Genomic DNA, 26,773 nt, shown 5'->3' on the forward strand with positions numbered 1-26,773 from the left:
TCAGGCCCGCTTGGCCTTCTTGGCGCGCTTCTCCTTCGACGCCGCCTGGCTCGGCGCCGCGGTGCCACCCTTGGCGCGGTCCAGCACGAACTTCGCGTAATCGTCCATGTCGCCGTCGAACGGCACCACGGTGTTGTCGGCGGCGAGCCACAGCCGGTCGGCGACCAGCTCCATCAGCGAGCGGTCATGGGTGATCAGGATCACCGCCCCTTCGTAATCGTTCAGCGCGTCGAGCAGCGCCCGCCGGCTGTCGATGTCGAGATGATTGGTCGGCTCGTCCAGGATCAGCAGGTGCGGCGCCGTCATCGCCACCAGGTTGAGCAGCAGCCGCGCCCGCTCGCCGCCCGAAAGCGCCTCCACCGTCGTGCCCTGCTTGTCGAAATTGATGCCGAACTGGGCCAGCTTGGAGCGCTGCGACTGGTCGCTGTCGAGCGGACGCTCGCGCCGCATGATGTCGAGCGGCGTCTCCTCCGGGTCCAGCGCCTCGATCTGGTGCTGGTGGAACCAGCCGACTTCCATCCGCGAGCTGCGCGTCATCCGCCCCGACCGGATCCCCAAAGCGCCCGCCGCCATCTTCGCAAAGGTCGACTTGCCGGCGCCGTTCACCCCCAGCAGCCCGATGCGGTCATCGATATCGAGCCGCAGATCGAGCCCGCGCAGCACCGCCGGTGCGTCGCCATAGCCGATCTCGACATGCTCCAGACGCAGCAGCGGCGGCGCCAGCGGACGCGGCGGCGACGGCAGCAGGAACGGCGACACCCGCTCCTCGATGGTCATGCTGATCGGCTCCAGCTTGGCCAGCCGCTTCACCCGGCTCTGCGCCTGTGCCGCCTTCGCCGCCGACGCCTTGAACCGGTCGACGAAGGATTGCAGATGCGCCCGCTCGGCCTCCTGCTTCACCCGCTGCGCGCTCTGCAGCCGGATCTTCTCCGCGCGCTGCTTCTCGAAACTGTCATACCCGCCGGTGTAGAGCTCCAGCTTGCGCTCGGTGACGTGCAGGATGAAGCCGACCGAGTTGTTCAAGAGCTCGCGGTCGTGGCTGATGATCAGCGCGGTGTGCGGATAGCGTGCCAGCCGCGCCTCGAGCCACAGCGCGCCCTCGAGATCGAGATAGTTGGTCGGCTCGTCGAGCAGAAGCAGGTCGGGGGCCGAGAACAACGCCGCCGCCAGCGCCACCCGCATGCGCCAGCCGCCGGAGAACTCGGCCATCGGCCGCTCCAGGTCCTCGGTGGAGAAACCCAGCCCGTTCAGGATCTCGGCTGCGCGGGCCGGCGCGGTATCGGCGTCGATCTCCATCAGCCGGGCCCAGATGTCGCCCATATGCTCCGGGTCGGCGGTCTCCAGCGAGGCCATCAGCGACGCGCGCTCGACGTCGGCCGCCAGGATCGTCTCGATCAGGCTGACCGGCGTCGCCGGGTGCTCCTGGTCGACGGTCGCCATGCGCGCGGATTTCGGCAGGCTGATCTCGCCGGTGTCGGGTGTCAGCTCGCCCTTGATCAGCTTGAACAGGGTGGATTTGCCGACGCCGTTGCGCCCGACCAGCCCGACCTTGGACGGGTTCGGCAGCTTGACGCTCGCGTGATCGAAGAAGCGACGACCCCAGGCATTGAAGACGATGTTGTCGATCTGCAGCATCAGCGGGCGGCCATCCTCCGGAAGGGGGCAGCTTCTACGGCAAGACGGCCGGCATTTGAAATCAGGCGCGCGCGGGCACGGCAGCCGCGGCGCGCACCCCGGCCGGCAGCAGGACCAGCGCCGTCGACACCACGACATACCCGGCGCCAAGCCAGAGTGCCCCGTCCACGCCCAGCAGCGCCGCGATCGGACCCGCCACCACGTAGCCGAGCGGCAGCAGGCACAGCGAGCCGAACACGTCGTAGGCGGCCACCCGCGACAGCATGTCCGGCGCGATCTCGCGCTGCAGTGCGGTCTCCCACAGCACGTTGAACATCGACAGGCTGAGCCCGCCGAGCAGGAAGCACCCCGCCTGCACGCCCCACGGCAGATGCGCCGCCAGGCTTCCCGGCACCAGCGCATAGAGCGGGAACATCAGCAGCGACGCGCGGATCGGCCGCCGTGGCTGCACCCGCAATCCCAGCACGCCACCGAGCACCGCCCCCGCACCCAGCATCGACAGCAGCCCGCCCCAGGCCAGCGCGCCACCCGCGACATGCGAAAACCCGAGCGCCCCCAGCACCTGCATCGGCCCATAGACCAGCAGGAAGAACAGCGAGAACTGCCCGACGATAAGCCACACCCACAAATGCCGGGTGAACTCCACCCACCCCGCCGCCAGCTCGTCGACCATGCGGGTCGCCGGCCGCGGTGGCGCACACGGCGCGTGCAGGTGCATCGACAGCATCAGCCCCGCCCCGATCGCGTAGCTCGCCGCATCGATGGCGATCGCCCAGCCGGCACCGGCACCCGCCACCAGCAGCCCGGCCAGCATCGGCCCCACCAGCGTGCCCGCCGACTGCGCAATGGCGCACAGCGCGTTGGCGCTCTGCAGATGCCCCGCGCTGACGATCTGCGGCATCAGCCCGTTGCGCCCCGGCACATAGAACGCGTTGCCGACGCCGAGCAGGGCCGCAAGCAGCATGATCGGGACCAGCGCGAAATGGCCGGTCAGCAGCAGCATCGCGAGCAGCGCCTGGCTCGCACAGCGCAACAGATCGGCGCCGACCATCACCCGGCGCTTCGGCAGCCGGTCGGCGATCACCCCGCCGAGCAGCAGCAGCACCACCATCGGCAACATCTCGGCCGCCAGCACCGCACTGACCTCGGTCGCCCCGCCGCCATGGGCGAACAATGCGAAGGAGAGCGCCACCGGCACCATCGCACTGCCGACCAGCGACAGGCTGTAGGCGCAGAAGAAGCGCCGGAAATCCCGCTCGCCCAAGGCTCCGCCGGACAGCCCGAGGGCAGGGCGCGGTCGTCCCAGGGGCTGCTTCGATGCGGACATGCAGGCCAACAACCAGAGGCGCGCGCCGCCGGTCAACCGGGTCCAAGGCTGAAACCAGATCAGGCGACGGCAGCAGCCGTGGCGGCGAACCACGCGATGGTCAGGCGTCGGTCGATCTTGTCGTTGTCGTTGCGCGGCAACTGCGCGATGGAGCGGATGATCTGCGGAATCGCGTGCGGCTCGATCGTGAGGGCCAGCGCCGCTCGCAGCGCCGGCGCATCGACGTCGCCGTCCGCCTGCTCGACCACCGCAACCAGCACCTGGTCATGCTTGAACACGCAGACCGCCGCATGCCCGCAGCTGGCGATTGCCGCCGCGACGTCGCCGAGCTCGATGCGGAACCCCTTCACCTTGACCTGGAAATCGACCCGCTCCCTGAAGAACAGCCGGCCGCCGCGACGCTCCACCCAATCGCCGGTGAAATACGCACGGCATGCGGCACCATCGAGGATGATCGTGCGGAAGGCGCGCTCGGTGGCGACCTCGTCCCGCCAGTAGCCCCGCGCCAGTTGCGGGCCGATGATGACGAGCTCGCCCGCATCGACGGACGGCCCACCGAGCAGCAGCAGTTCCATGCCGGTGATCGGCTCCCCGATCGCCACCGACGCGCCGCATTCGCGCAGGTAGTCGCTCGCGATCATCGTCACCGACGTCATCGATACGGTCGCCTCGGTGGGTCCGTAGGTGTTCTGCACGACGCAATCCGGGCACGCCTCGAAGATCGCCGCGACCTGGTGGGTCAGCAGCGGCTCGCCGCAGAACACGAAGCGGCGGATGCTGCCGAGATGATCCGGGGTGAGCTCGCCCGCCTGCAGCATGAGGCCGACGACGCTCGGCACCGAGACCCAGAGTGTCAGCTGCTCGCGCCTGGCCATCCGCGCCGGCATCAGGCGATCGCCCTGGCCAAACGCCGGATGCAGGCTGGCGCCGTAGCACAGCGCCCCGTAGATCTCGAGCACGCTGAGATCGAACGCGATGTTGGCGTATTGCGACATCCGGTCGGTGGGTGCCACCCCGAGCGCGCTGCCGATCCAGTCGACATAGTGGTCGAGCCCGCTTCGCTGCACCACCACGCCCTTCGGAACGCCGGTCGAGCCGGACGTGAAGATGATGTAGGCGATGTCGTTCCGGGTGCCGCTGCCCTCGAAGCGTCCCTGGGAGTGGATGCATGCAGGGTCGATCTCCCGTGCGCCCGGTGCCTGCCCGGCGAGGATGCGCAGCATGGCGGGGGTGCCGACGATGATGTCCGGCTGCAGCTGGCTGCAGATCCGCCTGAGTTTCGCCGGCGGCGAATTGAGATTGAGCGGCGTGTAGAACCCGTGCGCGAGGCCAGCTGCAAGCATCGCCGCGTAGGCGTCGGCACCGGGCGGCAGGGCGATCAGGATGCTGGGCGCCTCATGCTCGGCGAACAGGCAAGCGAGCATCCGGGCCCGATCCTCGAGGTCGGCATAGCTCACGCACGCACCGTCCATGACAATGGCCGGCGCGTCCGGCCGGTGCGCCGCCTGTTCCAGGAAGCGATCGACGGCATCGATCACGAAGTCTGCACGCCCGGGTTGTGCCTGCCCGCTCGCCTCCAGCTGCGTCGGGAGGAACCTGTTGAACCGGCTCCAGGCCAATCCGGCGCCGTTTTGTATAATATCGTCCATATTTCTGGGGTCCGATCGCTGGCCGAGACCCTCTGATACGCGCAACGCTCTACAACCTGGGGTTACAATCGCGTCGACCACGACTTATTAACATGTGGCCGGGAAATCGATTGCGCGCCGTCCTTCTTGCAGGCTTAGGCGGTCTGTTGGCCGGCAATCGCAACACTGGTGCCCTCGCCTGCAATGATTGACCTGATCGGATAGTTCTATGCTACGAATTACGAGCTGAAAACGTTGAATAGGACCGATCATGTCGCGACCAACCTTCCTGGCCTCGTCGATCCTTGCGATCGGCCTCCTCGCCGCCGGCCGACCAGCCATGGCGGAGAGCCTGCTCAATGTCAGCTACGATCCGACCCGTGAGCTGTACAAGGACATCGACGCGCAGTTCGCCGTGGCCTGGAAGCAGCAGGGCGGCGGCGAGGTGACGGTCAAGACCTCGCATGGCGGTTCCGGCGCGCAGGCGCGATCGGTGCTCGACGGCCTGCCCGCCGACGTGGTCACGCTCGGCATCGCCTCGGACATCGACGCGCTCGCCGCCAAGGGCCTGATCGACCCCAACTGGGCCGACCGGCTGCCGAACCACTCGGTGCCGTACACCAGCACCATCGTGTTCCTGGTCCGGCACGGAAATCCGAAGGCGCTGCACGACTGGAGCGACCTGGTACGCAACGGCGTTCAGGTGATCACGCCCAATCCCAAGACGTCGAGCGGCGGACGCTGGAGCTACATCGCCGCCTATCTGTGGGCGCTGCACCAGCCCGGCGCCACCGAAGCCACTGCCGAGGCGTACCTGAAGGCGCTCTACCAGCACGTGCCGATCCTCGACACCGGCGCGCGCGGCTCCACCAACAGCTTCGTGCAGCGCGGCGCCGGCGACGTCCTGCTGGCCTGGGAGGACGAGGCGCTGCTGGCGGCGCACGATCTCGGCGCCGGCCAGTTCGACATCGTGTATCCGTCGAGCTCGGTGAAGGCGGAGCCGCCGGTCGCGGTGGTCGACAGCGTGGTCAAGACCCGCGGCACCGACAAGCTGGCGGAGGCCTACCTGCGCTACCTGTACACGCCCGCCGGCCAGGAGATCGTGGCCGAGCACCATTACCGCGCGCTTGATCCGACCGTCGCTGCCCGGCACCGCGCCGATTTCCCCGACATCAAGATGTACGACGTCGAGAGCCTCGGCGGCTGGAAGGTGTTGCAGCCAAAGCATTTCGGCCCGAACGGCGTCTTCGACAGCATCTCCACCGCTGGAAAGTGACCTCGCTCCGGCGCCCCCGCACCCCGGCGATCATCCCCGGCGCCCTGCCGACTTTCGGCCTGACGCTGGTCTGGGTCGGGCTGCTGGTGCTGCTGCCGCTCGCCGCCCTTGCCGCACGGCCCTGGGAGGATGGCCCGCGCGCGGTGCTGCACGCGCTTGCCGACCGCCGTACCCTGGCCGCCCTCGAACTGAGCTTCGGCACGGCACTGCTGGCGGCCGCGGTGTGCACCGGGCTCGGGCTGTTGCTCGCCTGGGTACTCGAGCGGGTTCGTCCGCCCGGCTGGCGCGTGCTGGATGCGCTGGTCGACCTGCCGTTCGCGCTGCCGACCGCCGTGGCCGGCATCACCCTGACTGCCCTCTACGCGCAGAACGGCTGGCTCGGCGGACCGCTGGCGCGCATCGGCATCAAGGTCGCCTACACGCCGCTCGGCATCATGATCGCGCTGGTGTTCGTGGGGCTGCCGTTCGTCGTGCGGACGCTGCTGCCGGTGCTCCGCGCGCTCGCCGTCGAGCTCGAGGAGGCCGCCGCCACGCTCGGCGCCACGCGCGGCCAGATCGCCCGGCGGGTGCTGCTGCCGGCGCTGATGCCGGCCCTCGCCACCGGGTTCGGCCTGGCCTTCGCGCGTGGCGTCGGCGAATACGGCAGCGTCATCTTCATCGCCGGCAACCGCCCGCTGGTCTCCGAGATCGCGCCGCTGCTGATCGTCATCCGGCTGCAGGAATTCGATTATGGCGGGGCCGCCGCGATCGGCCTGGTGATGCTGCTGACCGCCGCCCTGTGCCTGCTCGGGGTCACGCTGCTGCGCCGCCGGCTGCCTGCCATGCGCGGGGTCGCCCGTTGAAGCCCGCCGCCGATACCGCGGGCGCACTCGACAGCCGCTCCGGCATCCACACCCCCTCCGGCCTGGCGCTGACGCTGGGCGCCTGGTCGGTGGCCGTGCTGTTCCTGCTGCTGCCCCTCGCCAGCCTGTTCACCGAGGCGCTGCGGCACGGGCTCGGCGCGGTACTCGCCACTTTCGCCGACGACGATGCCCGTGCCGCCATCCGCCTCACCGCCCTGGTCGCGCTGATCGTGGTGCCGATCAACAGCGTCTGCGGCGTGTTCGCGGCCTATGCGCTGACCCGCTTCGACTTCCCCGGCCGCGCCGCCCTGCTGGTGCTGATCGAGCTGCCGCTGTCGGTGTCGCCGGTGGTGGCGGGCCTGGTCTGGGTGCTGCTGTTCGGAGCGCATGGCTGGGCCGGGCCGTGGCTCGCGTCGCACGGCATCCGCATCGTCTTCGCGCTGCCCGGCATCCTGCTCGCCACGTTGTTCGTCACCTTCCCGTTCGTCACCCGCACGGTGATGCCGGTGATGGAGGCGCAGGGCCGCGAGCAGGAGGAGGCCGGCACCATGCTCGGCGCCGGCTTCATCCCGCTGTTCCTGCGCGTCACGCTGCCCGGGATCCGCCTGGCGCTGCTGTCCGGCGTGCTGCTCTGCACTGCCCGCGCACTGGGTGAATTCGGCGCCGTGTCGGTGGTGTCCGGCCACATTCCGGGCCTCACGGAAACCATCCCGCTGCGCATCGAGACCCTGTACAACGACTACGAGACGGCGGCGGCGTTCTCCCTGGCAGCCTTGCTGGCGATCGTGTCCGGCCTGACGGTGGGATTGCGCGGCGTGCTCGAGTGGCGGCGTGGTCGCGCTGCCACCTCGCACTAGCGGAGACCGAATGGGCGTCGACCTGCGTGACATCACCTGCCTGTTCGGCCGCACCCCGGCGGTGCGCGAGATCAGCCTGGGCGTGCCCACCGGCGAGTTCCTGGCGCTGGTCGGACCGTCCGGCGCCGGCAAGACGACGCTGCTGCGGATCATCGCAGGCCTGCAGCCGGGCTATACCGGCCACCTGGTGATCGGCACCCGCGACGTCACGCAGGTGCCGGCCCGCGAGCGCAATATCGGCTTCGTGTTCCAGAACTACGCGCTGTTCCCGCACATGACGGTGGCCGACAACGTCGCGTTCGGCCTGCAGGTCAGGCCCCGCGCGCGCCGGCCGGATCGCCACGTCATCGCCGCCCGGGTGGCCGAGCTGCTGGAGCTGGTGCAGGTCGGCGGCCTGGCGAAACGCTACCCCGGCCAGTTGTCCGGCGGCCAGCGGCAGCGTGTGGCACTGGCCCGTGCGCTCGCCACCGAACCCGAGCTGCTGCTGCTCGACGAACCGTTCGGCGCCCTCGATCCGCTGGTGCGCAAGGAGATCCGCGGCTGGCTGCGCGGCCTGCATGACCGCCTCGGCCTGACCTCGATCCTGGTGACGCACGACCAGGAGGAGGCGCTCGAGGTCGCCGACCGCATTGCCGTGCTGCGCGACGGCCGGCTTGAGCAGGTCGGCACGCCGCAGGTGCTGGAGGACACGCCGGCGACCCCGTTCGTGCACCAGTTCCTCGGCCAGACGGCGGGCTTCACGGCCACGATCGCCAATGGCCGCCTGCATCTGGACGACCCCTGGGCGCAGGCTGCGGCGACGCTGCCCGCAATCCCCGGCGGCATCGCGTCCGGGCGGCTGCTGCTGTCGTTGCGACCCTACGAGATCGACCTCGCCGCACACGGCAACCCCGACGCCGGCGCGCGCATCCTCACGGCGCAGCGGGCGGGCGCCTTCATGCGCTACCGGGTGGCACCGACCGCCGGCGCCTCCGGCACCGATGAAGCCGACAGCTTCGAGGTGCTGGCACCCGCCGGATCGCCGGCGCTGGCACCCGGCACACCCTGTCGCCTCGACCTCTCCCGCGCCCGCGTCTTCGAACATCCCGGCGGTGCACCCGTCACGTCCGCGGTCATGCAACCGGAGCCGATCCCGGCCTGACCGCACTGCTGCGATGACGGCGTGCCCCACTCGACACCGGCGAGCTCTCGCGCTCATCTGGCAGCGCAATCCCCCCACGCGTCCCGCCAATCCCCTTGAACGACCGACGGAGCCTCATGAAGCCGTTTGCTGCGGAGGAACAACGGCCTCGGCTCTCGCTCATTCTCCTGCTGATCCTTGGTTTCGCCGTCCTGGTGGTCGCGCGGATGCCGGAAATCGTGCTCAAGGGCCGCTTCTGGGCGGAGGAAGGCCGCAACTTCTTCGCCGCCGCCGCGACGCTGCCGCCGCTCCGGGCGCTGTTCAATTCCTATGGCGGCTACCTGAACCTGGTCGCCAATGCGGCGACACTGGCGGCGCGCCTGGTGATGCCGTTGCGCCTCGCACCCTACATGACCATCGCTGTCGGGCTCGCGTTCCAGCTGCTGCCGCCCCTGCTGCTGCTGACCGCCCGCGACGAGTGGCTCGGCCGGATGCGGGTGCGGATTGCCGGCATCCTGCTGATCCTGCTGGTGCCGGCGACCGAGGAGATCTGGCTGCAAACCCTGCACTGCCAGTTCGAGCTGACGCTCTGCTGCGGCATCATCCTGGCGCTCGAACCGGCGGCCGGCCTTGCAGCCCTGGCGCGCCTGGCGATCCTGGCCCTGACGCCACTCTGCGGACCCGGCGGGATCGTGCTGATCCCGTTGTTCCTGGCACGGGCGGCACTCGACCGGTCGGCGGCGCGCCTGCTGCAGGGCCTGACGCTGGCCGCGGCGAGTGCGGTCCAGATCCTGGTGTTCTTCCAGCCCTTCGCGGGCCGGGCGTATCACCTCGATCCCCTCATGCTGCTGTGCGTGGTGGCGATCCGCCACATCGTCGAGCCGTTCTTCGGGCTGACGGTCGCCTACCGGGCTGGCCACGACGTCCAGAACCAGCTTGCCGCCGGCCATGTCGCACTCTGGGCGGTCCTGCTGCCGGTGGCGTTGTTCGTGCCGTTCGTCGTCGTGCTGCTACGCACGCGCCGTGCGGCTGCATCCCGCTGGCTGCTGGCTGCCGCCGTGTTCACCGCACCCGCCGCCTATTACGGCGCCCTCGGCGGGACCGCCATGCTGATCGGAGCGCAGTCCGGCGAGCGCTACATCTTCGTGCCGCAGGCACTGCTCGCTCTCGCGGTGCTGGCGCTCGCTGCGACGAGCACGCGGCGTATCGCTCGGGCTGCGTGGAGTGCGGTCGTCTGGCTCATGGTGATCGGGGCCATCATGTATCCGGAGACGCTGCCCTTGATCCGCAACGGCCCGGCCTGGCGTGACCAGGTGCGCGCCTGGCAGCTCGATCCGTCGCACCGCTTGCGGATCTGGCCGGATGGCTGGACCGTCACCCTGGCGCCCGGCTGATCAGGCGATCCCGATTGCGGCCCGCTCGGCGAAGGCTCGCGCGGCATTTTTGCACAGACGCTGCCAGGTGTCGGGCTCGAAGATCTGCGCATCGTAGTGAGGGCCGCCCGAGTAGCCGCGGAGCAGGTTGGGTGCGACCCACTCGACGGCGCCGGAAGGCCGTCCCTCGACGGTGCGCGTGATCCAGAACAGCTTGTTCGGACCGCGGCGGCTGAGCACGTCGAGAAACGCGAACGCCTCGTTGAGGTCGCCCCGGACACTGTCCTTCAGCAGCCAGATCTTCTCGCCATCCTCCAGGTCTTCGCGAAACTTCCTGACCAGATAACGCAATTTCTGCTCGTTGTTGGCGCGGGACACGTCCTCCGTGTCGTATTCCGGGCCGCGGAAGGTGTGGAACCAGAAGTCGAGTGTCATGTCCCGCATCATGAATTCCGGGATGACCAGCGGCGGATCCGGCAGCCGGTAGAGCAGCGCGTCGATCAGGAAGGCGGACAGGGAACCGGGGTCGCCCAGGCCGGCGAAGTCGCTGTCCAGCAGACGCAGCGTGTTGCGCAGGTCGCCGGTGCCGCTGAACCGGAACAGCCCGAGCGGCTCCGCGCCGAAATGGCGCTGCACGAAGCCGAACTCGCAATTCTCCCCCAGGCTCTCGAACATCGCCATCAGGGCTGCGTCGTTCGCAGGCGGCGTGATGTCCGGAACCGCCGGCCCCACGTCGAAGGCGACATGATTGATGATGAAGGCCGCGACTTCCGTGCCGGCCTGCGGGGTGACGAGGTCGATCGTCACCGTCTCGCCGTCGAGCGCCTCCGCCGGGATCCAGTAATCGAGCCGACTGCCACTCGCCTTCTCGAAGCCGACGCGGGTCGTGCCGATCGTCCAGCCGCGGATCGCGATGGTCAGCCTGAAGGATCGATCGGTCCCGCTGATATCGAAGCTGACCCGCGCATGGACCGGTCGATACGGCACGGCCAGCGTGACCGAGACCTGATGCCCGGCCTCGACCACGATGCGGTTGCCCGCCTCCCGCCAGATGCCGCCGAGCACCCCTGGCTGCAGGAGTTCCGCTCCTCCCATCCTGGCTGCCGGGGTCAGCGGTCCCGGCCGTGCCGGCATCGTCAGTGGCGCCGGGCTGAACTCGAGATCCGCCGTGTCCGGGCGGGTCTCCTGCGCCGCAATGCGCGGCTCGCCCTGCTCAGCCGCGCCGGGTGGCCGGGATGACTGGATCTCCCGGGCCGCGATGAGCGACTGGATGACCTCGCGCGTCCCCGGATGCATGTGGCTCAAGGCTTGCAGCGCCTCGTCATGAGTGGGCCCGGGCGGCATCGCGAGCAGGTCGCGCACGTGATTGAGCAGGATGTCCAAGGTCGGACCTGGAACATCCTCCACCCGATCCGCAAGGAACGTCGCATGCTCGGTCAGGAACCAGTCCGCCTGGTGACCCTCCTCATGCAGCAACGACAACCAGAGCAGGTGATCGCAGCCGACATAGAGCGCCGTCGCGGTCCAGCCGGGATGCAGCCCGGTCGGATCAGAATACCGAACCGGACAGACGATCCCGTCCCCCAGCAGCAGGTGCAGCCGGCCGTCGATCATCCGGATCGGGTCGAGCACCACCAGGCGCCGCAGCGGCCGGCGATCCAGCACCGTCAGCACGGGCTCTGCCGCACGGTTCGGCGCCCGATCCGGCGCCCGATCCGGTGCCGGCTTGCGCGCGGGCGGGGGCGACACGGCGGCAGCCAGGCGGGCTCGGCGACCGAAGAGGTCATCCGGCGAAAACTCGGTCGTGGCGGGCGAAGCGGGCGATGCAGCCGTTCGGCGATGAGCAAACAGGCCTGGCAGCAAGGATTTCATGAGAAGACAAGCCCTCTGGAACGGCTTTCGTGCCTTGCATCGTAGCCTGGATGAGCGTTCCGAAACACTCTGCGGCGGGTGTCCGGGCCCTCGCCTGGAGCTGCCCCCGAACGCATTGACACCGGCACCCCGGCCGGTACCGTCGCGCGATGCAGCTCGATGCGACCGACCGACAGCTCATCGAGCTTCTCACCACCAACGCGCGGCTGTCGGCGGCCGAGCTCGGGCGCCGGCTCAGGCTGTCGCGCACGACGGTGCAGAGCCGGATCGAACGGCTGGAGCGCCAGGGCAGCATCCTCGGCTATACCGTGCGCACCGCTGAGCCCGCGGATCATCTGCAGGTCAGGGCGCACGTGCTGATGACGCTGGCGCCGAAGCAGACGCCCTCGGTCGAGACCATGCTGCGCAAGATCACCCAGGTGCGCGAACTGCACGCGGTCAGCGGCCCGGTCGACCTCATCGCGGTGATCGGCGGCAGCACCACCGCCGAACTCGACCGGGTGATCGACCAGATCGGCGCACTCGACGGCGTGCTGCGCACCAACTCCATGATCCTGCTCTCCACGCGCATCTCCCGCTGAGCACTCGGACGCGCACCGCCGCGAGCTGCCGCTCCATCGGACACTCCCGGATGCGCGCCCGCCGGCATCCTCAAACCTCTCGTGATCATGGGAATGCCGACGCTTCAGGTCCTGCTGGTCAGTGTCCGCGGGCGTCCCGTTCCGCGAACGCCCGCGCGGCCTTGAGGCAAAGAACCTTCCAGGCCTCCGCATCGAAGATCTGCGGATCGCGATGCTCGCCCCCCGAATAACCGCGGAGCAGATTGGGCGCCACCCACTCGACCGCGCCGGGAGGCCGCCCCTCCACCAGCCGCGTCACCCAGAACAGCCTGTTCGGTCCCCTGCGGTTCAGCACGTCGAGAAATGCGAACGCCTCGTTGAGATCGCCACGGACGCTGTCCTTCAGCACCCAGATCTTTTCGCCATCCTCGAGATCCTCGATGAATTTCCGGGTGAGGTAACGCAGCTTCTGCTCGTTGAGGGCACAAGCCTCCGCTTCCGTGTGCTGCTCCGGGCCGTGGAAGGTGTGGTACCAGAAGCGACGCTTTTCATCGACCATCATGAATTCCGGGATGATCAGCGGCGGATCCGGCAGCCGGTACAGCACGGCATTGGTCGAGATCGTGGACAACGAGCCGGTGTCGCCGAGGCCCTCGAAGTCGCTCTCCAGCAGGCGCAGCGTGTTGCGGATGTCGGTGGTGCCGGCGAACCGGAACAGGCCCAGCGGCTCGGCGCCGAAATACCGCTGCACGAAGCCGAACTCGCAATTCTCGCCCAGGCTCTCGAACATCGTCATGAGCGCCGTATCGTCCGCGCGGGGCGTGGTTGCCGGCGTGGCAGGACCGACATCGAATGCGACGCGGTCGATCGTGAAGGCCGTTGCGGGAATGCTCTCAGGCGGCGTGACGAGCTCGATCCGAACCGTGTCCCCGTCGAGTGCCTCAGCCGGGATCCAGTAATCGAGCCGGCTGCCGCCTGCCTTCTCGTGGCCGACGCGCGTGGTGCCGATCGTCCAGCCATCGGCGGTGACGGTCAGTTTGCGCGTCGGGTGGACCCCGCTGAGGTCGACGCTGAACCGCGCGTGGAGCGGCCGGTACGGCAGCCGCAGCGTGACCGACAGGGGCTGGCCGGCCTCCACGACGATGCGGTCGCCGTCCTGGCGCCAGACACCACCGAGCACCCCCGGTCGCGCCAGGTCCGCGCCGACCAACCTGACCACCGCAGTCAGCTTCCCGGGCTGCGCCGGCATGGTCGACGGCACGACACCGTGATCGATTTCGGAGGGTCTCGAACTCCCATCCCGGGCCGCGATCTGTGCGTCAATCGCCTCGCGCGTCCGGAGATGCATGTGGCCGAGTGCGTCGAGTGCCGCGTCGCGCGTGGGCCCGGGTGGCATCTGGAGCAGGACGCGCACATGCTGGACCAGGCCATCCAGAAACGGGCCGGGAATATCCTCCACCCGGTCCGCGAGATAGGTCGCCTGCTCGGTCAGGAACCAGTCCGCCTGGTGACCCTCCACATGCAGCAGCGCCAACCAGAGCAGGTGGTCGCAGCCGACATACAGCGCCGTTGCCCTCCAGCCGGGATGCAACCCGGCCGGATCGCCGTAGCGAACCGGACAGACGACCCCATCCCCCAGCAGGAGGTGCAGCCGGCCGTCGATCATCCGGATCGGGTCGAGCATCACCAGGGGCCGGAGCGGGCGGCTCTCCATCACGGTCAGCACCGGCTCGACGATCCGCTCCGGCTCCGGCTCCGGGTCCGGCTCTGGAACCGGGTCAAGCTCTGGCACCGGCTCTGGCTCTGGCTCTGGCTCGGATCCGACGACGGCAGCTGCGCGGGGTTCCCGGCGGAACCGGTCCGTTGCGGCGGCCGACATGATCTTGCGGCGGGGCGGGAACAGGACAGGAAGCAAGGATCTCATGAGGAGGTCGACGCCCTGTACCGTGAGTTCATCGATATAGCCCCGTAGAGTCGAGCTTCTCAAGACGTCAGGGAGCAGCAACTCCGATGCCGGACATGCCCGCCCCCGGCGCGCATTGACTCGCCGTCAGCGGCCAGTACCGTCGCTCGATGCCACCGACCCACTGCTCATCGAGAGTCTCACCATCGAGGCCAGGATGTCCGACCTCACGCAGCCGGCAGATCAGCTGCAGATCGAGGCGCACCTCCCGATGAACGCTGACGCCGAAACGGCCCCTCGGTCGAGACCATGACTCGCACGATCGGCGCGATCGGCCGCGTGTTGTGCGCCAACTCCATGATCCTGCTCTCCATCCGCATTTCCCGCTGAACGCCCCGGACCCTACGGAAGCCACCGATGCCAAACGCCACGCCGATCGAGCCGAGCCGCCTGCGGGCCAGCTTCTCGCAAGCCCTGTCCGACATGTATCGCCGCGAGGTGCCGCTCTACGGGACGCTGCTGGAGCTGGTTGCCGGGTCAAACCGGCTCGTGTCGGGTGACCATGACGGGCGTCTCGAGGTCGAGCGGCACGGTGCGATCCGCGTCGGCACGGCGGCCGAGCTTGCCGGCATCCGCCGGCTGTTCGCGGTCATGGGGATGCAGCCGGTCGGCTATTACGACCTGGCCACGGCCGGGGTGCCGGTGCATTCCACCGCGTTCCGGCCGGTCGAGGCAGCAGCGCTGGCGATCAGTCCGTTCCGCGTCTTCACCTCGCTGCTGCGGCTCGAGCTGATCGGCGATCCCGAACTGCGCGCGGAAGCCGCCGCCGTCCTCGAGCGCCGCCGCATCTTCACCTCCCGGCTGCTCGAGCTGGTGGCGCTGGCCGAGCAGGAAGGCGGGCTGCCGGAACCGCTGGCGCCGGAGTTCGTCGCCGAGGCGCTGCAGACCTTCCGCTGGCACGAGACCGCGCCCGTCGATGCCGGGCTCTACGACCGGCTTAAGGCCGCCCACCCGCTGGTTGCCGACGTGGTGTGTTTCCGCGGGCCGCACATCAACCACCTGACGCCGCGCACGCTCGACATCGACGCGGTGCAGGCCGCGATGGCGGCGCGCGGTATGAACCCGAAGGCGGTGATCGAGGGTCCGCCGCGCCGTGCCGTGCCGATCCTGCTGCGCCAGACCAGCTTCCACGCGCTGAACGAACCGGTCCGGTTCGCCGCCGGTGCGGGCCCGGCATCGGGGGAAACCACGGGCACCCACACCGCGCGCTTCGGCGAGGTCGAGCAGCGCGGCGCGGCACTGACCGCCAAGGGCCGCGCGCTATACGACCGCCTGCTGTCGCAACTGCAATCCGAGACCGCCGACGGCGCCGATCGCACCGAAGCCGCATCGCGCATCTTCGCGGAGTTCCCCGACACCGCCCGGGAGCTTCGCGAGCACGGCCTGGCATTCTTCCACCCCGGTTCGGACGAGCCGCTCCTGTACGAGGACTTCCTGCCGGTGAGTGCCGCCGGCATCTTCCGCTCCAACCTCGGCCCGAACGGCGCCGCCGGGACGCTGGCGGTCTCCAGCCGCGCCGACTTCGAGGCGGCACTCGGAACCGCCCCCCTGGACGAGATGGCGCTCTACGAGGCCGCCGCCGCCTGATCCGCTGAGACCCGCCGAAATGTTGCAGTGCGTCACGACTTGGACTAGCTGAGAGCGACACATCCCGGACCCGGTGCAAACCCGGGTGGCTCTTCCGGCCGCCGATCCGCCGGACAACGCACAACGCCCGACAGTCCGACCATGCCGCAGCCCAAGGGCCCGGCCCGGAATCGCGCGCAGACTGCGGACACTCCAATGACCATGCACTCCCTCTCCCGCACCCGCTCCGAGTGGTTCGGCGGCCTCGGCGATCTCCGGCGCGAGGTGCTGGCCGGAATGGTCGGCACCTTCGCGCTGATCCCCGAGGTCATCGCCTTCTCCTTCGTGGCCGGCGTCGATCCCGAGGTCGGGCTGTTCGCCTCCTTCGTGATCGGCATCGTCATCGCCTTCACCGGCGGCCGCCCGGCAATGATCTCCGGCGCCGCCGGGTCGGTCGCCCTGGTCGCCGCCGCCCTGGTCCGCGCCCATGGCCTCGACTACCTGCTCGCCGCCACTCTCCTGGCGGGTGCGTTCCAGCTGGTGTTCGGACTGCTGCGGCTCGACGTGCTGATGCGCTTCGTCTCGAGCTCGGTGCGCACCGGCTTCGTCAACGCGCTGGCGATCCTGATCTTCTCGGCCCAGGTGCCGCAGATGCTCGGGGTGAGCTGGCACACCTACGCGATGATCGCCGTGGGCCTCGCGATCATCTACCTGTTGCCCCGCGTCACCCAGGCGGTGCCGTCGCCGCTGGTCTGCATCGTCGTGCTCACCGCCATCAGCCTCCTGCTGCCGATGCCCCTGCACACCGTCGCCGACCTGGGCCGGCTGCCCTCCTCGCTGCCGAGCCTGGTGTTGCCGCACGTGCCGCTCGCCTGGACGACGCTGGGCATCATCGCACCCTACGCGCTCGCCATGGCGGTGGTCGGGCTGCTCGAATCCATGATGACCGCGAGCGTCGTGGACGAGCTCACCGACACCACCAGCTCCAAGGCGCAGGAATGCCGCGGGCTCGGCCTGGCCAACATCGCCGCCGGACTGTTCGGCGGCATCGCCGGCTGCGGCATGATCGGCCAGACCGTGGGCAATGTCCGCTATGGCGGTCGCGGACGGTTGTCGACGCTGGTGGCCGGCCTGTTCCTGCTGGTGCTGATGGTGCTGCTCAGGCCGTGGGTGGCGCAGGTGCCGGTGGCGGCCCTGGTCGCGATCATGATCATGGTCTCGATCAGCACCTTCTCCTGGCGATCGATCCGCGAAATCGTGCGGCATCCGAAAACCTCCAGCGTGGTCATGCTGGCGACCGTCATGGTGACGGTGGCGACCAGCGACCTCGCCGCCGGCGTGGTGGTCGGCGTGCTGCTCAGCGGCGTGTTCTTCGCCTTCAAGGTGATGCGGCTGATGTCGGTCACCAGCACGTACGACGCGTCTGCCGACACCCGCATCTACCGCGTGACCGGCCAGATCTTCTTTGCCAGCGCCGAGATGTTTGCAGATGCGTTCGACCTGCGCGACACCGCACGCACGGTGCGGATCGACCTGGCGGCGGCGCATTTCTGGGATGTCACCGCCGTTGCCGCGCTGCAGACGGTGGCAACGAAGATGCGTCGTCACGGCGTCCGCGTCGAGGTGATCGGGTTGAACGAGGCCAGCGCCACCCTGGTCGACCGCCACGCGACGCTGGTGCACGCGGAAGCCTGATCGGCACTGGAGCACCCAGGCTGCGGTGTGGGGAAATGGCCGCCAGTGCGAAGCGACAGCACGATCCCATTTTCTCGCTCGATCGAGTGCTGCGTTGGCACTTTCGTAACGTATCCGCCGTCACATGGTGCCTGTTGTGTAAGCGTGTCTGCGGTTTCCCCCTCGACATCCCCCGTGACGGAGTATGCCGGTCCGGATGGGCTTTACCCGCTCGACCGGATTGTCCCGGAAGTGGTGCTGGATGTTCCACTCGTCACACAGGCAGGGAAACACCCGCCTGTTGCCGCAGTTCTGGAAGCCATCATGGTCCGCAACACGCTCGCCTGATCGCAGCAGCACACCGACTGGAGCGGATACGAAGCCGGATTTGGCGCGGAGATGACCAAGACGGCCAAGGCACGACAGATCACCGGGTCGACCGCGTTCGGCAACACGATACGCTTCAAGTCGTTGCGGGCCGGGGTTCCTGTCCGTGCCTCGACAACCAACCCCTCCGACGGTGCCACCACCGCGTCGTCCCCTCCGTCGTCGACACGCCGATCGAGGGCGACGTGGCATCCATCACCGTCAAGTTCGGCACCGATGGGAGCCTGACCGCGTTCAGGAACCGCCAGGTCTGGACATGCTTCGCGGCGACCTCGTCGACCAGCTTCGGCGTGAAGCTCGGTCCCGGTGACATCGCGTTGCAGCTTCCGAGTGCCGACCGGGGGAAATCGACGCAGCTCGCCTGAGCCACCCACTCCTAGGGCGGCAATGTCCTGTCCCGGCGCGCGCCCGGCGGGCCTTGCAGCAGGCGGGCCAGCGTCACCAGGATGCCCGCGGTGGCGCCCCAGATGTCGTGCTCCGGATGCGGCCAGCTCCAGGTGCCGGCGCGCGGACCGCTCCGGCTCAGTCGCGGCGCATCCGGATCGATCAGCGTGTCGAGCGGCAGCCCGAAGATTGCCGCAACCTCGTCCGCCGAGGCACTCCAGGTGGCGTGCGGCGACAGCAGCGCCACGATCGGCACGATGGTGAACCGGCTCGTCCCGGTATCGAAGTCCGGCAGCCGTCCCATGATCTCGACCAGCGTCGGATCGAGCCCGATCTCCTCCGCCGCCTCACGCAACGCCGTATCGACCGCGTCCGCGTCAGAGCCATCAGGCCGTCCGCCGGGAAAGCTGACCTGGCCTGCATGATGACGCAGCAGCGCCGAGCGCCGGGTGAGCAGCACGAACGGCTGCTGCGCCAGCACGATCGGAACTAGCACGGCGGCACTCTTGCGATCGGTCGGCAGCCGCAACGGCCGCAACGTCGGCCAGAGGGACGGCCTGGCGGGCTGGAGGCGGCTCAGCCCGCTCCGCAGCCAGCTTTCGGTGCGCGTTTCCGCAGTGACCGGCCACCCGACGATGCGCATCTGCTCCCGACCTGGCGGCACGTCACCTCGATTGCGGGAGGAACGCACCCCACAGCACCGGCCCGGTCGGCAGGCCGGTCGGGGAGCCGCCCTTGGGTTCGAGGCTGATCAGCAGCTGCAGATCGCCGTGCGGCAGCGTGCCGGCGGCCAGGCGCGTCCCGGTCGGCTGCATCACACCCAGGGGATGCGGCACCGTCTCGCCCCGGCGCAGCGACCAGAGTTCGAGATCATGGCCGGACGCCACGTCGACCGGCGACAGCGGCACGATCGACAGGCTGCCGTTCGGCTGCGACTCCGCAACGAAGACGGCGGGCTTGCTGCCCACCGGGGACAGTGCCGCAACCGGAACCGGAACGCCGGCCGGCCGATCCAGGATCGCAACGCCCGCAATGCCGGCCGCGAGCAGGAACCCGGCCGCCGCCGCGGCGCGCCAGATGTTGCTGTTCGCGGGCCGGTTCGGGCTGCCAGTCACAGCGCTGGCTGGATCCGTGCCGGCCGCGGCGAGGCGGTTGCCGGGTAGCGCCCCTGTCGGCGCGGCCGGCCGGACCGGGCCAGCGAAGTCCAGCGTCGACTGGATTCGCGGCCAGACCGTCGGGGGTGGTGCCACGGACGTCACCGTCTCCAGCAGCGGCGCCAGCGCCTGCTCCCATCCGGCGATCGCCCCGGCCACCACCGGATCGGTCTCGGCCTCACGCTCGAGCAGCCGGGCCTCCTCGCGACACAGCGTGCCCAGGACGTATTCGCCGGCCAGCACGACCAGTTCCTCGGCCGGCCCGGCGCCGGTCTCGATCCCGCCGCTCATGCCTCGAGGCACCGGCGCAGCCCGAGCAGGGCGCGCCTGATCCAGCTTTTCACGGTGCCGAGCGGTGCCTTCAGTTGGCTCGACAACTCGGTGTGCGACAGCCCCTCCATGAAGGCGAGCAGCACGACACTCCGCTGCGCCCCCTCGAGCTGCTCGAGGCACCGGTGCAGCGCGGCATCGTCGCCGGCCGCAGCCAGTCGCTCGAGCGCATCCGGAGCGGGGTCCACCTCGTCGGTCGGCTCGTGGCCGTAGCGCTCACGGGAGCGTCTGCGCAGGATGTCGATGGCGCGATACCGTAACAATCCGGCGAGCCAGGCCTCGGCGGCCCCGCGTGCCGGATCGAACTGCGCCGCTCGTTGCCACACCTGGACGAAGGCGTCGTGCATCGCATCGGCGGCGAGTGCCGGCTGCTGCATCAGTCGCAGGGCCAGGCCGTAAAGCCGCGGCGACTGCAATTCGTAGAGCGTCCGGAACGCCTTCTGGTCGCCCTCGGCGCACCGGCCGAGCAGGACCGCGAGATCGGCGACCGGTTCGTCCGGCGCGGGTTCAGCGTAACTCATGCGCAGGCACGACCCCATCCACGATCCGTCGACCATAGCTGCCGACTGCCAGCGTGACGATATGGTCATGCTGCTCATGGCAACGCTCCACGAGGCCGGCGGTCGCAGAAGCATGGGAAAGGATGAGGATGAATGGTCATTGCCTCGTTTACGCCCGCCACCGCCGACCGGATGACCTGGCGCACCGGCACCGTATCGGAACGCCGGTCAGGCGTCGCCTTGCATGAAGGCCAGGGAGTCGCCGAAGGTCGGGGCCAGGAACCGGAGTGCGCCGGAGATCGCCCCGACGATTTCCAGATGATCGACACCCGGATACAGCCGGTACGACACCGGGCCGCCACGCGCGTGGATGCGTCCGGCCAGACGCACGGTGTTGCCCGGGCGGACGGTGTGGTCGGCAGTGCCCGCGAGCAGCAGCATCGGCGGATTGCCGCCATCCGCATGGTTGATCGGCTGGGTTGCCGGCAGTCCCGCGGGTGGCCCGAAGATCGCGCGCAGTTCGTCGGTGTCGAGCGGCAGGAAGTCGTACGGCCCGGCCAGCCCGATCATCCGGCCGATATCATGGCGCGGCGACAGCCCGACCGCCTCCAGCAGCGCAGGGTCGAGCGTCAGCATCGCCGCGTTGTAGGCACCGGCGGAGTGGCCCATCAGCGTCGGCGCCGCACTGGAGCCGCCATAGGCCGCGATGTTGCGGCGGGTCCAGGCCATTGCGGCCGCGCAATCCTGCAGGAAGGTCGGGTAGCGGACCTCCGGAAACAGCCGGTAGTCCGGCACCACGGTCATGAACCCATGGGCTGCAAAGGCGCCGCCGAGGAAGCGGTAGATCCCCCGCGCGCCGCTATCCCAGCTGCCGCCATAGAGGAACACCAGCACCGGGAACGGTGGGATCCCGGCCGGGCGGTAGATGTCGAGGCGCTGGCGGGAGTCGGCACCATAGGCGATGCCGTCCGCGGCCAGTCGGTCCGGCGCCAGCGTGTTGAGCAGCCGGACCGGCGAGCAGCCTGCCGCCAGCAGTGCCGCGGAGCTGCCGAGTGCGGAAAACAGCCGCCGGGTCAGAGGCACCCCCGTGGCGGCCGTTTCCGGCAGGCTCAACGGTCGCCGGCAGGGATCAATAGCCCGCCCGCTCGACGTAGTGACCGCGCATCCAGACCCAGCGCGCGCCGTCCCAGCGCCAATGGCCAGGCTGCCACGCCCAGTACGGATGCTCGCGCGGCGGCGGTGGCGGCTGCTCGATGATGACCGGCGGCGGCGGTGGCTGGCGTACCACGACCGGGGCCTGCCGGTAAATCACCCGCGGCGGCGGTGAGGGCGCCTCGACGATGCAGGCTCCGAGCATGCCGGTGGCCGATACGGTGAGCATGAGGCTCCGCAGTCGGATCATTCCGTTTCCCTTCGTTGTGAGGTGAGGTCAGTTCGAAAGCGGGCGCGCGATCTCTTCGAGCGACTTGCCTTCCGCATCGACGCCGAACTTCAGCGCCATCAGGCCAGCCGCGATCATCAGCACCGCAGCGCCGACATAACCGAGCGAAAGCGGCATGCGGCCGCCCATGTCGATCAGCCGGCCGAACAGATAGGGCGAACCGACGCCGCCGATGAGCGTGCCCAGCACGAAGAAGATCGAGATCGCCATCGCCCGCGTCTCCAGCGGGAAGATCTCGCTGGCGGTGAGGTAGGCGGCACTGGCGGCGGGCGAAGCGAAGAAGAAGATCGCTACCCAGCCGATGGTCTGGGTGACCGCGGTGAGCTCGTGGTGCACGAACATCCAGGCCACCACCAGCATCAGTAGGCCCGAGGTGCTGTAGGTGAAAAAGATCATGCGCCTTCGTCCGACCGTGTCGAACAGCGGGCCGAGCAGCACCGGGCCGATCAAGTTGCCGATCGCCAGCGGCAGGATGTACGCGCCGACGCGGGACGGCGTGACGTGCTCGTGGTGGGTCAGCACCTGGCCGTAGGTGAAGAACACCGCGTTGTACAGGAACGCCTGGGCGGCCATCAGCAGCAGCGCCAGCGCCGAGCGCATCTTGTACTCGGCCAGCATCACCCGGAGGATCTGGCCAAAACCGAACACCCGCTGCGGATGCACGGTGAGCGTCTGGGTGACCACGCCGAGCTTGCATTCCGACGCCTCCTCGACGCGGCGCTCGATGCCGGTGGTGACGTCGTGCGCCTCCTCGTGATGGCCGTGCGTCACCAGCCAGCGCGGGCTTTCCGGCACCCATTTCCGCAGCATCAGCACGATCAATCCCAGCACGCCGCCGATCGCGAAGCCGAAGCGCCAGCCATAGGTGAAGGTGCCGTTGTCGCGGATCAGCGCCAGCGACCCGACTGCGCCGGCCGCCGCACCGAGCCAGAACGAGCCGTTGACCATCAGGTCGACGCGGCCGCGCAGCCTGGCCGGGATCAGCTCGTCGATCGCCGAATTGATCGCCGCATACTCGCCGCCGATGCCGACACCGGTCAGGAAGCGGAACAGGATGAAGCTCCACATGTTCCACGAGCAGGCGGTCAGCAGCACGCTGACGACGTAGAGCCCCAGCGTGATGTTGAAGATCTTCTTGCGGCCGACCCGGTCGGTCAGCCAGCCGAACAGCAGGGCTCCGAACACCGCACCGGCGAGATAGACCGAGGCGGCCATGCCGACATCGGCAGCGGTCAGACCGAGGGCAGTCGGGCTCTCCAGTGCGGGTCCGATCGAGCCGACGATGGTGACCTCGAGCCCGTCCAGGATCCAGGTGATGCCGAGTGCGGCGACCACCAGCATGTGGAAGCGGCACCAGGGCAGCCGATCCAGCCTGGCCGGGATGTCGGTCCTGACCGATGGCAGGCGGTGGGTGGTGGCGGACATCGACATCAGCGTGGACCCCGCTGCCGCATGCGTTCGATCAATGCCTGCACCACCGACGGATCGGCGAGCGTCGAGACGTCGCCCAGCTGGTCGTGCTCCCCGGTCGCGATCTTGCGCAGGATGCGGCGCATGATCTTGCCCGAGCGCGTCTTCGGCAGCTCGGTGGCCAGGATGACGATGTCGGGGGTGGCGTAGCGGCCGAGTTCCTGGCCGACATGACGCGCGAGTTCCGCCTCCAGCGCCGCATCGGCATCTTCGCCACCCGCTTTCAGGATGACGAACGCCGCCAGCGCATGGCCCTTCACGTCGTGCGGCACGCCGATGACCGCGGACTCCGCGACCGCGTGATGGGTGCCGAACGCCGCCTCGACCTCGGCGGAACCGATGCGGTGGCCCGACACGTTGATCACGTCGTCGACGCGGCCGGTGATCCAGTAATAGCCGTCGGCATCGCGCCTGGCGCCGTCGCCGGAGAAATACAGCCCCGGATAGGTCGTGAAATAGGTCTGCACGAAGCGCGCATGGTCGCCCCAGATGGTGCGCGCCTGACCCGGCCATGAGCGGTCGATGCAGAGATGACCCTCCGCCTCGCCGAGCTGCGGAACACCCTTCTCGTCGACCAGCACCGGGCAGATGCCGGGCAACGGCAGCGCGGCCGATCCGGGCTTCTGCGCGACGGCGCCCGGCAGCGGCGCGATCATGATGCCGCCGGTCTCGGTCTGCCACCAGGTATCGACCACCGGGCAGCGACCGTCGCCGACCGCCTGGTAGTACCAGAGCCAGGCCTCGGCATTGATCGGCTCGCCGACCGACCCCAGCACCCGCAGGCTCTCCCGCGAGCTTGCCTTCAGGCTGGCCGGATCCTCGCGCATCAGCGCCCGGATCGCGGTGGGTGCGGTGTAGAAGCAGTTGACCTGGTGTTTGTCGATGACCTGCCACCATCGCCCGGGAGCCGGCCAGGAGGGGGTGCCCTCGAACAGCATCGTGGTGCCGCCGTTCGAAAGCGGGCCGTACACGACATAGGAGTGGCCGGTCACCCAGCCGAGGTCGGCGGTGCACCAGAACACGTCACCGGCACGGTGATCGAACACGATCTCCTGGGTCAGGCTGGCCCAGAGCAGGTAGCCGCCGGTGGTGTGCAGCACGCCCTTCGGCGCTCCGGTGCTGCCCGACGTGTAGAGGATCAGCAGCGGATCCTCGGCCTGCATCTCCTCCGGCTTGCAGACGGGATCGGCGGCGTCGACGAGTGCGGCGTAGTCGTGGTCGCGCCCGGCCTGCATCGCCACGGGGCTCCCGGTGACGCGGACCACCAACACGGTCTCGACCGGGGTGGCGGGCTCCTCGAGCGCCTGGTCGGCCAGCGCCTTGAGCGCGATCCGCTTGCCGCCACGACGACCCTCATCGGCGGTGATCAGCAGCTTCGCACCACTGTCGCGGAGCCGGCCGGCCACGCCCGTTGCAGAGAACCCTGCGAACATCACCACATGCACGGCGCCGATGCGCGCGCAGGCCAGCATCGCCACCACGCCCTCGACCACCATCGGCAGGTAGGTCGCCACCCGGTCGCCGCGTCCGACGCCGAGCTGCTTCAGCACGTTGGCAAGGCGACAGACCTCGGCATGCAGCGCGCGGAAGCTGACATGGCGGACAGCATCCTCCTGCTCGCCCTGCCAGATCAGCGCAGTGCGGTCACCATGCGACCGCAGGTGGCGATCCAGGCAGTTCACGCTGGCATTGAGAGTGCCGTCGGAGAACCACGACAGCCTGACGTCGCCGTCGAAGCTGCCGTTTCCGCTCATCTGCGGAAACTGCATCCAGTCGAGGCGCCGCGCCTGCTCGAGCCAGTACGGGTCCGGGTTCTGCATCGCGTGGTTGGTCATCACGCCGAACCGCGACGCGTTCACCTGGGCCGACGCGGCGAGGCTCGGCTTGACGTGAAAGATCATCTCTTCGGACATGGGCGCCGCTCCCGGGCCGGGGCCGGATGGATCCAGCTCCCCAATTGCGGCGCATGGTCGGCTCGACGACCGCGTGCGGTCAACCTTCCGGTCACGTCTGCGGTTTGGAACGATCCGCGGGCTACGGAGCGCTGTGGTGAAATTCCACGCGCGCGGGGTGGGGGATCACCGGCATCGACTCCGATACCGGCATCTCGGCAGGCATCGAGGCCGCCATGACGGTCGGCTGACCGGCAAGGTGCGGGTGTGGCCGGCCGACGATCAGCACCGAGACACCGCATAGCAGCGAGGCGGCCAGAAGAGCCTCCAGGATGCGCCGGCCTTTAACCTGTGGCCCAGGCCCGTCCATAATTCACCCTCGATCGCGGAGGTCAGCCATAAGCCTCGGATCATCGTGATGCAACAGAAACTACGATGCGACGGTGTTGTTAAGCGGGTCCGGAGGCGCTTCAGGCGAGGCCGAGGCCGACAACGATCCCGTACAGCAGCGCCACCGCCCCAAGGCCAGCGCCCACGCCGAACAGCCAGAACAACCTGGTCGCCATGAACAGCCCGACCAGGACGATCGCGATCTGCAGGCCCCGCACGCTGCGCTCAAGCCCTTCATGCAGCTCCAGCGCATGGTCGCGCGCCGCCTCCTCCTGGGTCGCCCGCGCCGCCACCTGTTTCATGCCGTCATGGCCCGGTTCGTCCTCGAGCCTGGCCGCGGCGGCGCGCGTGGAGGCGATCAGCGCATCGAGACGGCCCTGGTTGGCGGGCTGTGGGTTCGTCGCCAAAGCTGCCTCGGCTTCGAGCAGTGCGGCGGTCTCGAGCAGGACGGTGTGGCGCACCGACTTGCCCTGATACTGCGACCAGAGATCCGACGCTGACACATCCTTGGCGAGATAGACCGTCTGCTGGTCGTTGCCGCTCATCTCGACGACCACCGCAACCGCCGCCAGCACCGCGACGAGAACCGCCGCCAGCCTGGTGGAGGTCGGCGGCGCCGCGTGCCCACCGGCCCCGGAGTGGGCGTCGTGGCCATGTGCATGCTCGAGGCTGTCCTGCGCCATCTCGACGTTATCCACGGCATCGTCTCCGTCGTAAAAAAGACACAATGCTTCATGGCATTGTGCCGCGGCCAGCACGCACCATCTGAAACAAGGTTGTAACACTGCATGGATAGTGGGAGCGTCCCATGAGCGGGCTATCACCCCGCTCGGATCGAGTCGCGCATTAAGACGGGACCGAAGGACAATTTGCTGCCGTTACGGCTGCTGGAGAAGGAAACACCGTGAACAACGACTTTACCATGGAAGATCTGACTGCAATTCGTGATGCCGTGCCGCATCTCGACCTCGTCGCGATCCGTGCTCTGCGTCGGGCTGGCTACGATATCGTCAGGCGGGAGCCTGCGCCGGCGCAGATCCAGAACCTCTGGCACCACATTCCCCGCCCGATGACGACCGCGGCCCTGCTGCCGGTCGTTGCACCGGCGGACTAGCGCGCTGGCCGGTTGCTG

The 26,773-nt window shown here is 68.9% G+C and carries 23 protein-coding genes, 1 pseudogene and 1 other annotated feature; of the genes and pseudogenes, 11 read left to right on the forward strand and 13 right to left on the reverse strand.

Going from position 1 to position 26,773, the window contains the following annotated elements; genetic code table 11:
* From ACOEQ2_RS07000 to ACOEQ2_RS07010, 3 genes are all read right to left on the reverse strand, one after another.
* Positions 1-1,635, reverse strand: a complete 1,635-nt coding sequence (locus ACOEQ2_RS07000; protein WP_419730661.1) for an ABC-F family ATP-binding cassette domain-containing protein — start codon at positions 1,633-1,635, stop codon at positions 1-3.
* A 61-nt stretch (positions 1,636-1,696) separates the two neighbouring features.
* Positions 1,697-2,962 (reverse strand): MFS transporter, encoded by a 1,266-nt coding sequence (locus ACOEQ2_RS07005; protein WP_419730662.1) that lies wholly within the window; start codon positions 2,960-2,962, stop codon positions 1,697-1,699.
* A gap of 59 nt (positions 2,963-3,021) precedes the next feature.
* Positions 3,022-4,656, reverse strand: a complete 1,635-nt coding sequence (locus ACOEQ2_RS07010) for an AMP-binding protein (RefSeq protein ID WP_419730663.1) — start codon at positions 4,654-4,656, stop codon at positions 3,022-3,024.
* Positions 4,657-4,861: 205 nt separating this feature from the next.
* Between ACOEQ2_RS07010 and ACOEQ2_RS07015 the strand changes: the two genes are divergently transcribed.
* The 5 genes and pseudogenes from ACOEQ2_RS07015 to ACOEQ2_RS07035 all read left to right on the forward strand — a co-directional run bounded on the left by ACOEQ2_RS07015 (position 4,862) and on the right by ACOEQ2_RS07035 (position 10,079).
* Entirely contained in the window at positions 4,862-5,866 is a 1,005-nt protein-coding gene (locus ACOEQ2_RS07015) for a sulfate ABC transporter substrate-binding protein (protein WP_419730664.1), read from the forward strand.
* Positions 5,863-6,708 (forward strand): sulfate ABC transporter permease subunit CysT, encoded by an 846-nt coding sequence (cysT, locus tag ACOEQ2_RS07020; protein ID WP_419730665.1) that lies wholly within the window; start codon positions 5,863-5,865, stop codon positions 6,706-6,708. Before ACOEQ2_RS07015 ends, cysT begins: the two co-directional genes overlap by 4 nt.
* Positions 6,709-6,752: 44 nt before the next feature.
* Positions 6,753-7,565 carry a sulfate ABC transporter permease subunit CysW gene (gene cysW, locus ACOEQ2_RS07025; RefSeq protein ID WP_419731155.1) on the forward strand — a complete coding sequence of 271 codons (813 nt, stop codon included), beginning with the start codon at positions 6,753-6,755 and terminating at the stop codon, positions 7,563-7,565.
* A 10-nt stretch (positions 7,566-7,575) separates the two neighbouring features.
* Positions 7,576-8,080 (forward strand): annotated as a pseudogene (locus ACOEQ2_RS07030) (sulfate/molybdate ABC transporter ATP-binding protein); the annotation flags it as partial.
* Positions 8,081-8,822: 742 nt separating this feature from the next.
* Positions 8,823-10,079: a hypothetical protein gene (locus ACOEQ2_RS07035; RefSeq protein WP_419730666.1), complete on the forward strand. Its 1,257-nt coding sequence runs from the start codon at positions 8,823-8,825 to the stop codon at positions 10,077-10,079.
* On the opposite strand, the gene ACOEQ2_RS07040 is transcribed toward ACOEQ2_RS07035, so the two are convergent.
* A complete protein-coding gene (locus ACOEQ2_RS07040; RefSeq protein WP_419730667.1) occupies positions 10,080-11,807 on the reverse strand; it encodes a hypothetical protein in 1,728 nt (575 codons plus the stop codon). It lies immediately after the preceding gene.
* Between the two features lie 272 nt (positions 11,808-12,079).
* On the opposite strand from ACOEQ2_RS07040, the gene ACOEQ2_RS07045 reads away from it, so the two are divergent.
* Complete coding sequence (locus tag ACOEQ2_RS07045; protein WP_419730668.1) at positions 12,080-12,511, forward strand: Lrp/AsnC family transcriptional regulator; 432 nt, start codon at positions 12,080-12,082, stop codon at positions 12,509-12,511.
* Between the two features lie 118 nt (positions 12,512-12,629).
* Here the strand turns inward: ACOEQ2_RS07045 and ACOEQ2_RS07050 are convergent, their stop codons facing one another.
* On the reverse strand, positions 12,630-14,282 hold the full coding sequence (locus tag ACOEQ2_RS07050; RefSeq protein ID WP_419730669.1) for a hypothetical protein: 1,653 nt from the start codon (positions 14,280-14,282) through the stop codon (positions 12,630-12,632).
* Between the two features lie 528 nt (positions 14,283-14,810).
* On the opposite strand from ACOEQ2_RS07050, the gene ACOEQ2_RS07055 reads away from it, so the two are divergent.
* The 4 genes from ACOEQ2_RS07055 (at position 14,811) to ACOEQ2_RS07070 (ending at position 18,445) form a co-directional block, all read left to right on the forward strand.
* Complete coding sequence (locus ACOEQ2_RS07055) at positions 14,811-16,040, forward strand: 2-oxoadipate dioxygenase/decarboxylase family protein (RefSeq protein ID WP_419730670.1); 1,230 nt, start codon at positions 14,811-14,813, stop codon at positions 16,038-16,040.
* A 63-nt stretch (positions 16,041-16,103) separates the two neighbouring features.
* Positions 16,104-16,159, forward strand: a sequence feature (sul1 is cis-regulatory element that is thought to sense ions involved in sulfur or methionine metabolism; They are found in Alphaproteobacteria).
* An 82-nt stretch (positions 16,160-16,241) separates the two neighbouring features.
* The gene (locus ACOEQ2_RS07060) at positions 16,242-17,714 is read left to right on the forward strand and encodes a SulP family inorganic anion transporter (protein WP_419731156.1); all 1,473 of its coding nucleotides are present in this window, start codon (positions 16,242-16,244) and stop codon (positions 17,712-17,714) included.
* Between the two features lie 174 nt (positions 17,715-17,888).
* Complete coding sequence (locus ACOEQ2_RS07065; RefSeq protein ID WP_419730671.1) at positions 17,889-18,041, forward strand: hypothetical protein; 153 nt, start codon at positions 17,889-17,891, stop codon at positions 18,039-18,041.
* A 224-nt stretch (positions 18,042-18,265) separates the two neighbouring features.
* Positions 18,266-18,445, forward strand: coding sequence for a hypothetical protein (locus tag ACOEQ2_RS07070; protein WP_419730672.1), 180 nt, complete (start codon positions 18,266-18,268; stop codon positions 18,443-18,445).
* An 11-nt stretch (positions 18,446-18,456) separates the two neighbouring features.
* Here ACOEQ2_RS07070 and ACOEQ2_RS07075 read toward each other — a convergent pair whose 3' ends face one another.
* The 8 genes from ACOEQ2_RS07075 to ACOEQ2_RS07110 form a co-directional block, all read right to left on the reverse strand.
* A complete protein-coding gene (locus ACOEQ2_RS07075; protein WP_419730673.1) occupies positions 18,457-19,107 on the reverse strand; it encodes a CoA pyrophosphatase in 651 nt (216 codons plus the stop codon).
* 22 nt (positions 19,108-19,129) lie between these two features.
* On the reverse strand, positions 19,130-19,909 hold the full coding sequence (locus ACOEQ2_RS07080; RefSeq protein ID WP_419730674.1) for an anti-sigma factor: 780 nt from the start codon (positions 19,907-19,909) through the stop codon (positions 19,130-19,132).
* The gene (locus ACOEQ2_RS07085; protein ID WP_419730675.1) at positions 19,906-20,469 is read right to left on the reverse strand and encodes a sigma-70 family RNA polymerase sigma factor; all 564 of its coding nucleotides are present in this window, start codon (positions 20,467-20,469) and stop codon (positions 19,906-19,908) included. The genes ACOEQ2_RS07080 and ACOEQ2_RS07085 overlap by 4 nt, the downstream gene beginning before the upstream one ends.
* A 207-nt stretch (positions 20,470-20,676) precedes the next feature.
* Positions 20,677-21,561, reverse strand: a complete 885-nt coding sequence (locus tag ACOEQ2_RS07090) for an alpha/beta hydrolase (protein ID WP_419730676.1) — start codon at positions 21,559-21,561, stop codon at positions 20,677-20,679.
* A 16-nt stretch (positions 21,562-21,577) separates the two neighbouring features.
* Positions 21,578-21,850, reverse strand: a complete 273-nt coding sequence (locus ACOEQ2_RS07095) for a YXWGXW repeat-containing protein (RefSeq protein WP_419730677.1) — start codon at positions 21,848-21,850, stop codon at positions 21,578-21,580.
* Between the two features lie 27 nt (positions 21,851-21,877).
* Positions 21,878-23,320, reverse strand: coding sequence for an MFS transporter (locus tag ACOEQ2_RS07100; protein WP_419730678.1), 1,443 nt, complete (start codon positions 23,318-23,320; stop codon positions 21,878-21,880).
* Entirely contained in the window at positions 23,320-25,272 is a 1,953-nt protein-coding gene (gene acs / locus ACOEQ2_RS07105; RefSeq protein WP_419730679.1) for an acetate--CoA ligase, read from the reverse strand. Before acs ends, ACOEQ2_RS07100 begins: the two co-directional genes overlap by 1 nt.
* A gap of 449 nt (positions 25,273-25,721) precedes the next feature.
* Complete coding sequence (locus tag ACOEQ2_RS07110) at positions 25,722-26,339, reverse strand: DUF4337 family protein (RefSeq protein WP_419730680.1); 618 nt, start codon at positions 26,337-26,339, stop codon at positions 25,722-25,724.
* Positions 26,340-26,545: 206 nt separating this feature from the next.
* Here ACOEQ2_RS07110 and ACOEQ2_RS07115 point away from each other — a divergent pair, with 206 nt between their 5' ends.
* Complete coding sequence (locus ACOEQ2_RS07115; protein WP_419730681.1) at positions 26,546-26,755, forward strand: hypothetical protein; 210 nt, start codon at positions 26,546-26,548, stop codon at positions 26,753-26,755.
* Positions 26,756-26,773: the final 18 nt, after the last annotated feature.

Source organism: Lichenicola sp., assembly GCF_965198575.1.
GTDB lineage: Bacteria > Pseudomonadota > Alphaproteobacteria > Acetobacterales > Acetobacteraceae > Lichenicola.

Coding starts and splice junctions, on each gene's coding strand:
- ACOEQ2_RS07005 (WP_419730662.1), bottom strand. CDS start 2,962: ATGTCCGCATCGAAGCAGCCCCTGGGACGACCGCGCCCTGCCCTCGGG.
- acs (WP_419730679.1), bottom strand. CDS start 25,272: ATGTCCGAAGAGATGATCTTTCACGTCAAGCCGAGCCTCGCCGCGTCG.
- ACOEQ2_RS07000 (WP_419730661.1), bottom strand. CDS start 1,635: ATGCTGCAGATCGACAACATCGTCTTCAATGCCTGGGGTCGTCGCTTC.
- ACOEQ2_RS07100 (WP_419730678.1), bottom strand. CDS start 23,320: ATGTCGATGTCCGCCACCACCCACCGCCTGCCATCGGTCAGGACCGAC.
- ACOEQ2_RS07035 (WP_419730666.1), top strand. CDS start 8,823: ATGAAGCCGTTTGCTGCGGAGGAACAACGGCCTCGGCTCTCGCTCATT.
- ACOEQ2_RS07045 (WP_419730668.1), top strand. CDS start 12,080: ATGCAGCTCGATGCGACCGACCGACAGCTCATCGAGCTTCTCACCACC.
- ACOEQ2_RS07055 (WP_419730670.1), top strand. CDS start 14,811: ATGCCAAACGCCACGCCGATCGAGCCGAGCCGCCTGCGGGCCAGCTTC.
- ACOEQ2_RS07075 (WP_419730673.1), bottom strand. CDS start 19,107: ATGCGCATCGTCGGGTGGCCGGTCACTGCGGAAACGCGCACCGAAAGC.
- ACOEQ2_RS07080 (WP_419730674.1), bottom strand. CDS start 19,909: ATGAGCGGCGGGATCGAGACCGGCGCCGGGCCGGCCGAGGAACTGGTC.
- ACOEQ2_RS07060 (WP_419731156.1), top strand. CDS start 16,242: ATGCACTCCCTCTCCCGCACCCGCTCCGAGTGGTTCGGCGGCCTCGGC.
- ACOEQ2_RS07015 (WP_419730664.1), top strand. CDS start 4,862: ATGTCGCGACCAACCTTCCTGGCCTCGTCGATCCTTGCGATCGGCCTC.
- ACOEQ2_RS07085 (WP_419730675.1), bottom strand. CDS start 20,469: ATGAGTTACGCTGAACCCGCGCCGGACGAACCGGTCGCCGATCTCGCG.
- ACOEQ2_RS07095 (WP_419730677.1), bottom strand. CDS start 21,850: ATGATCCGACTGCGGAGCCTCATGCTCACCGTATCGGCCACCGGCATG.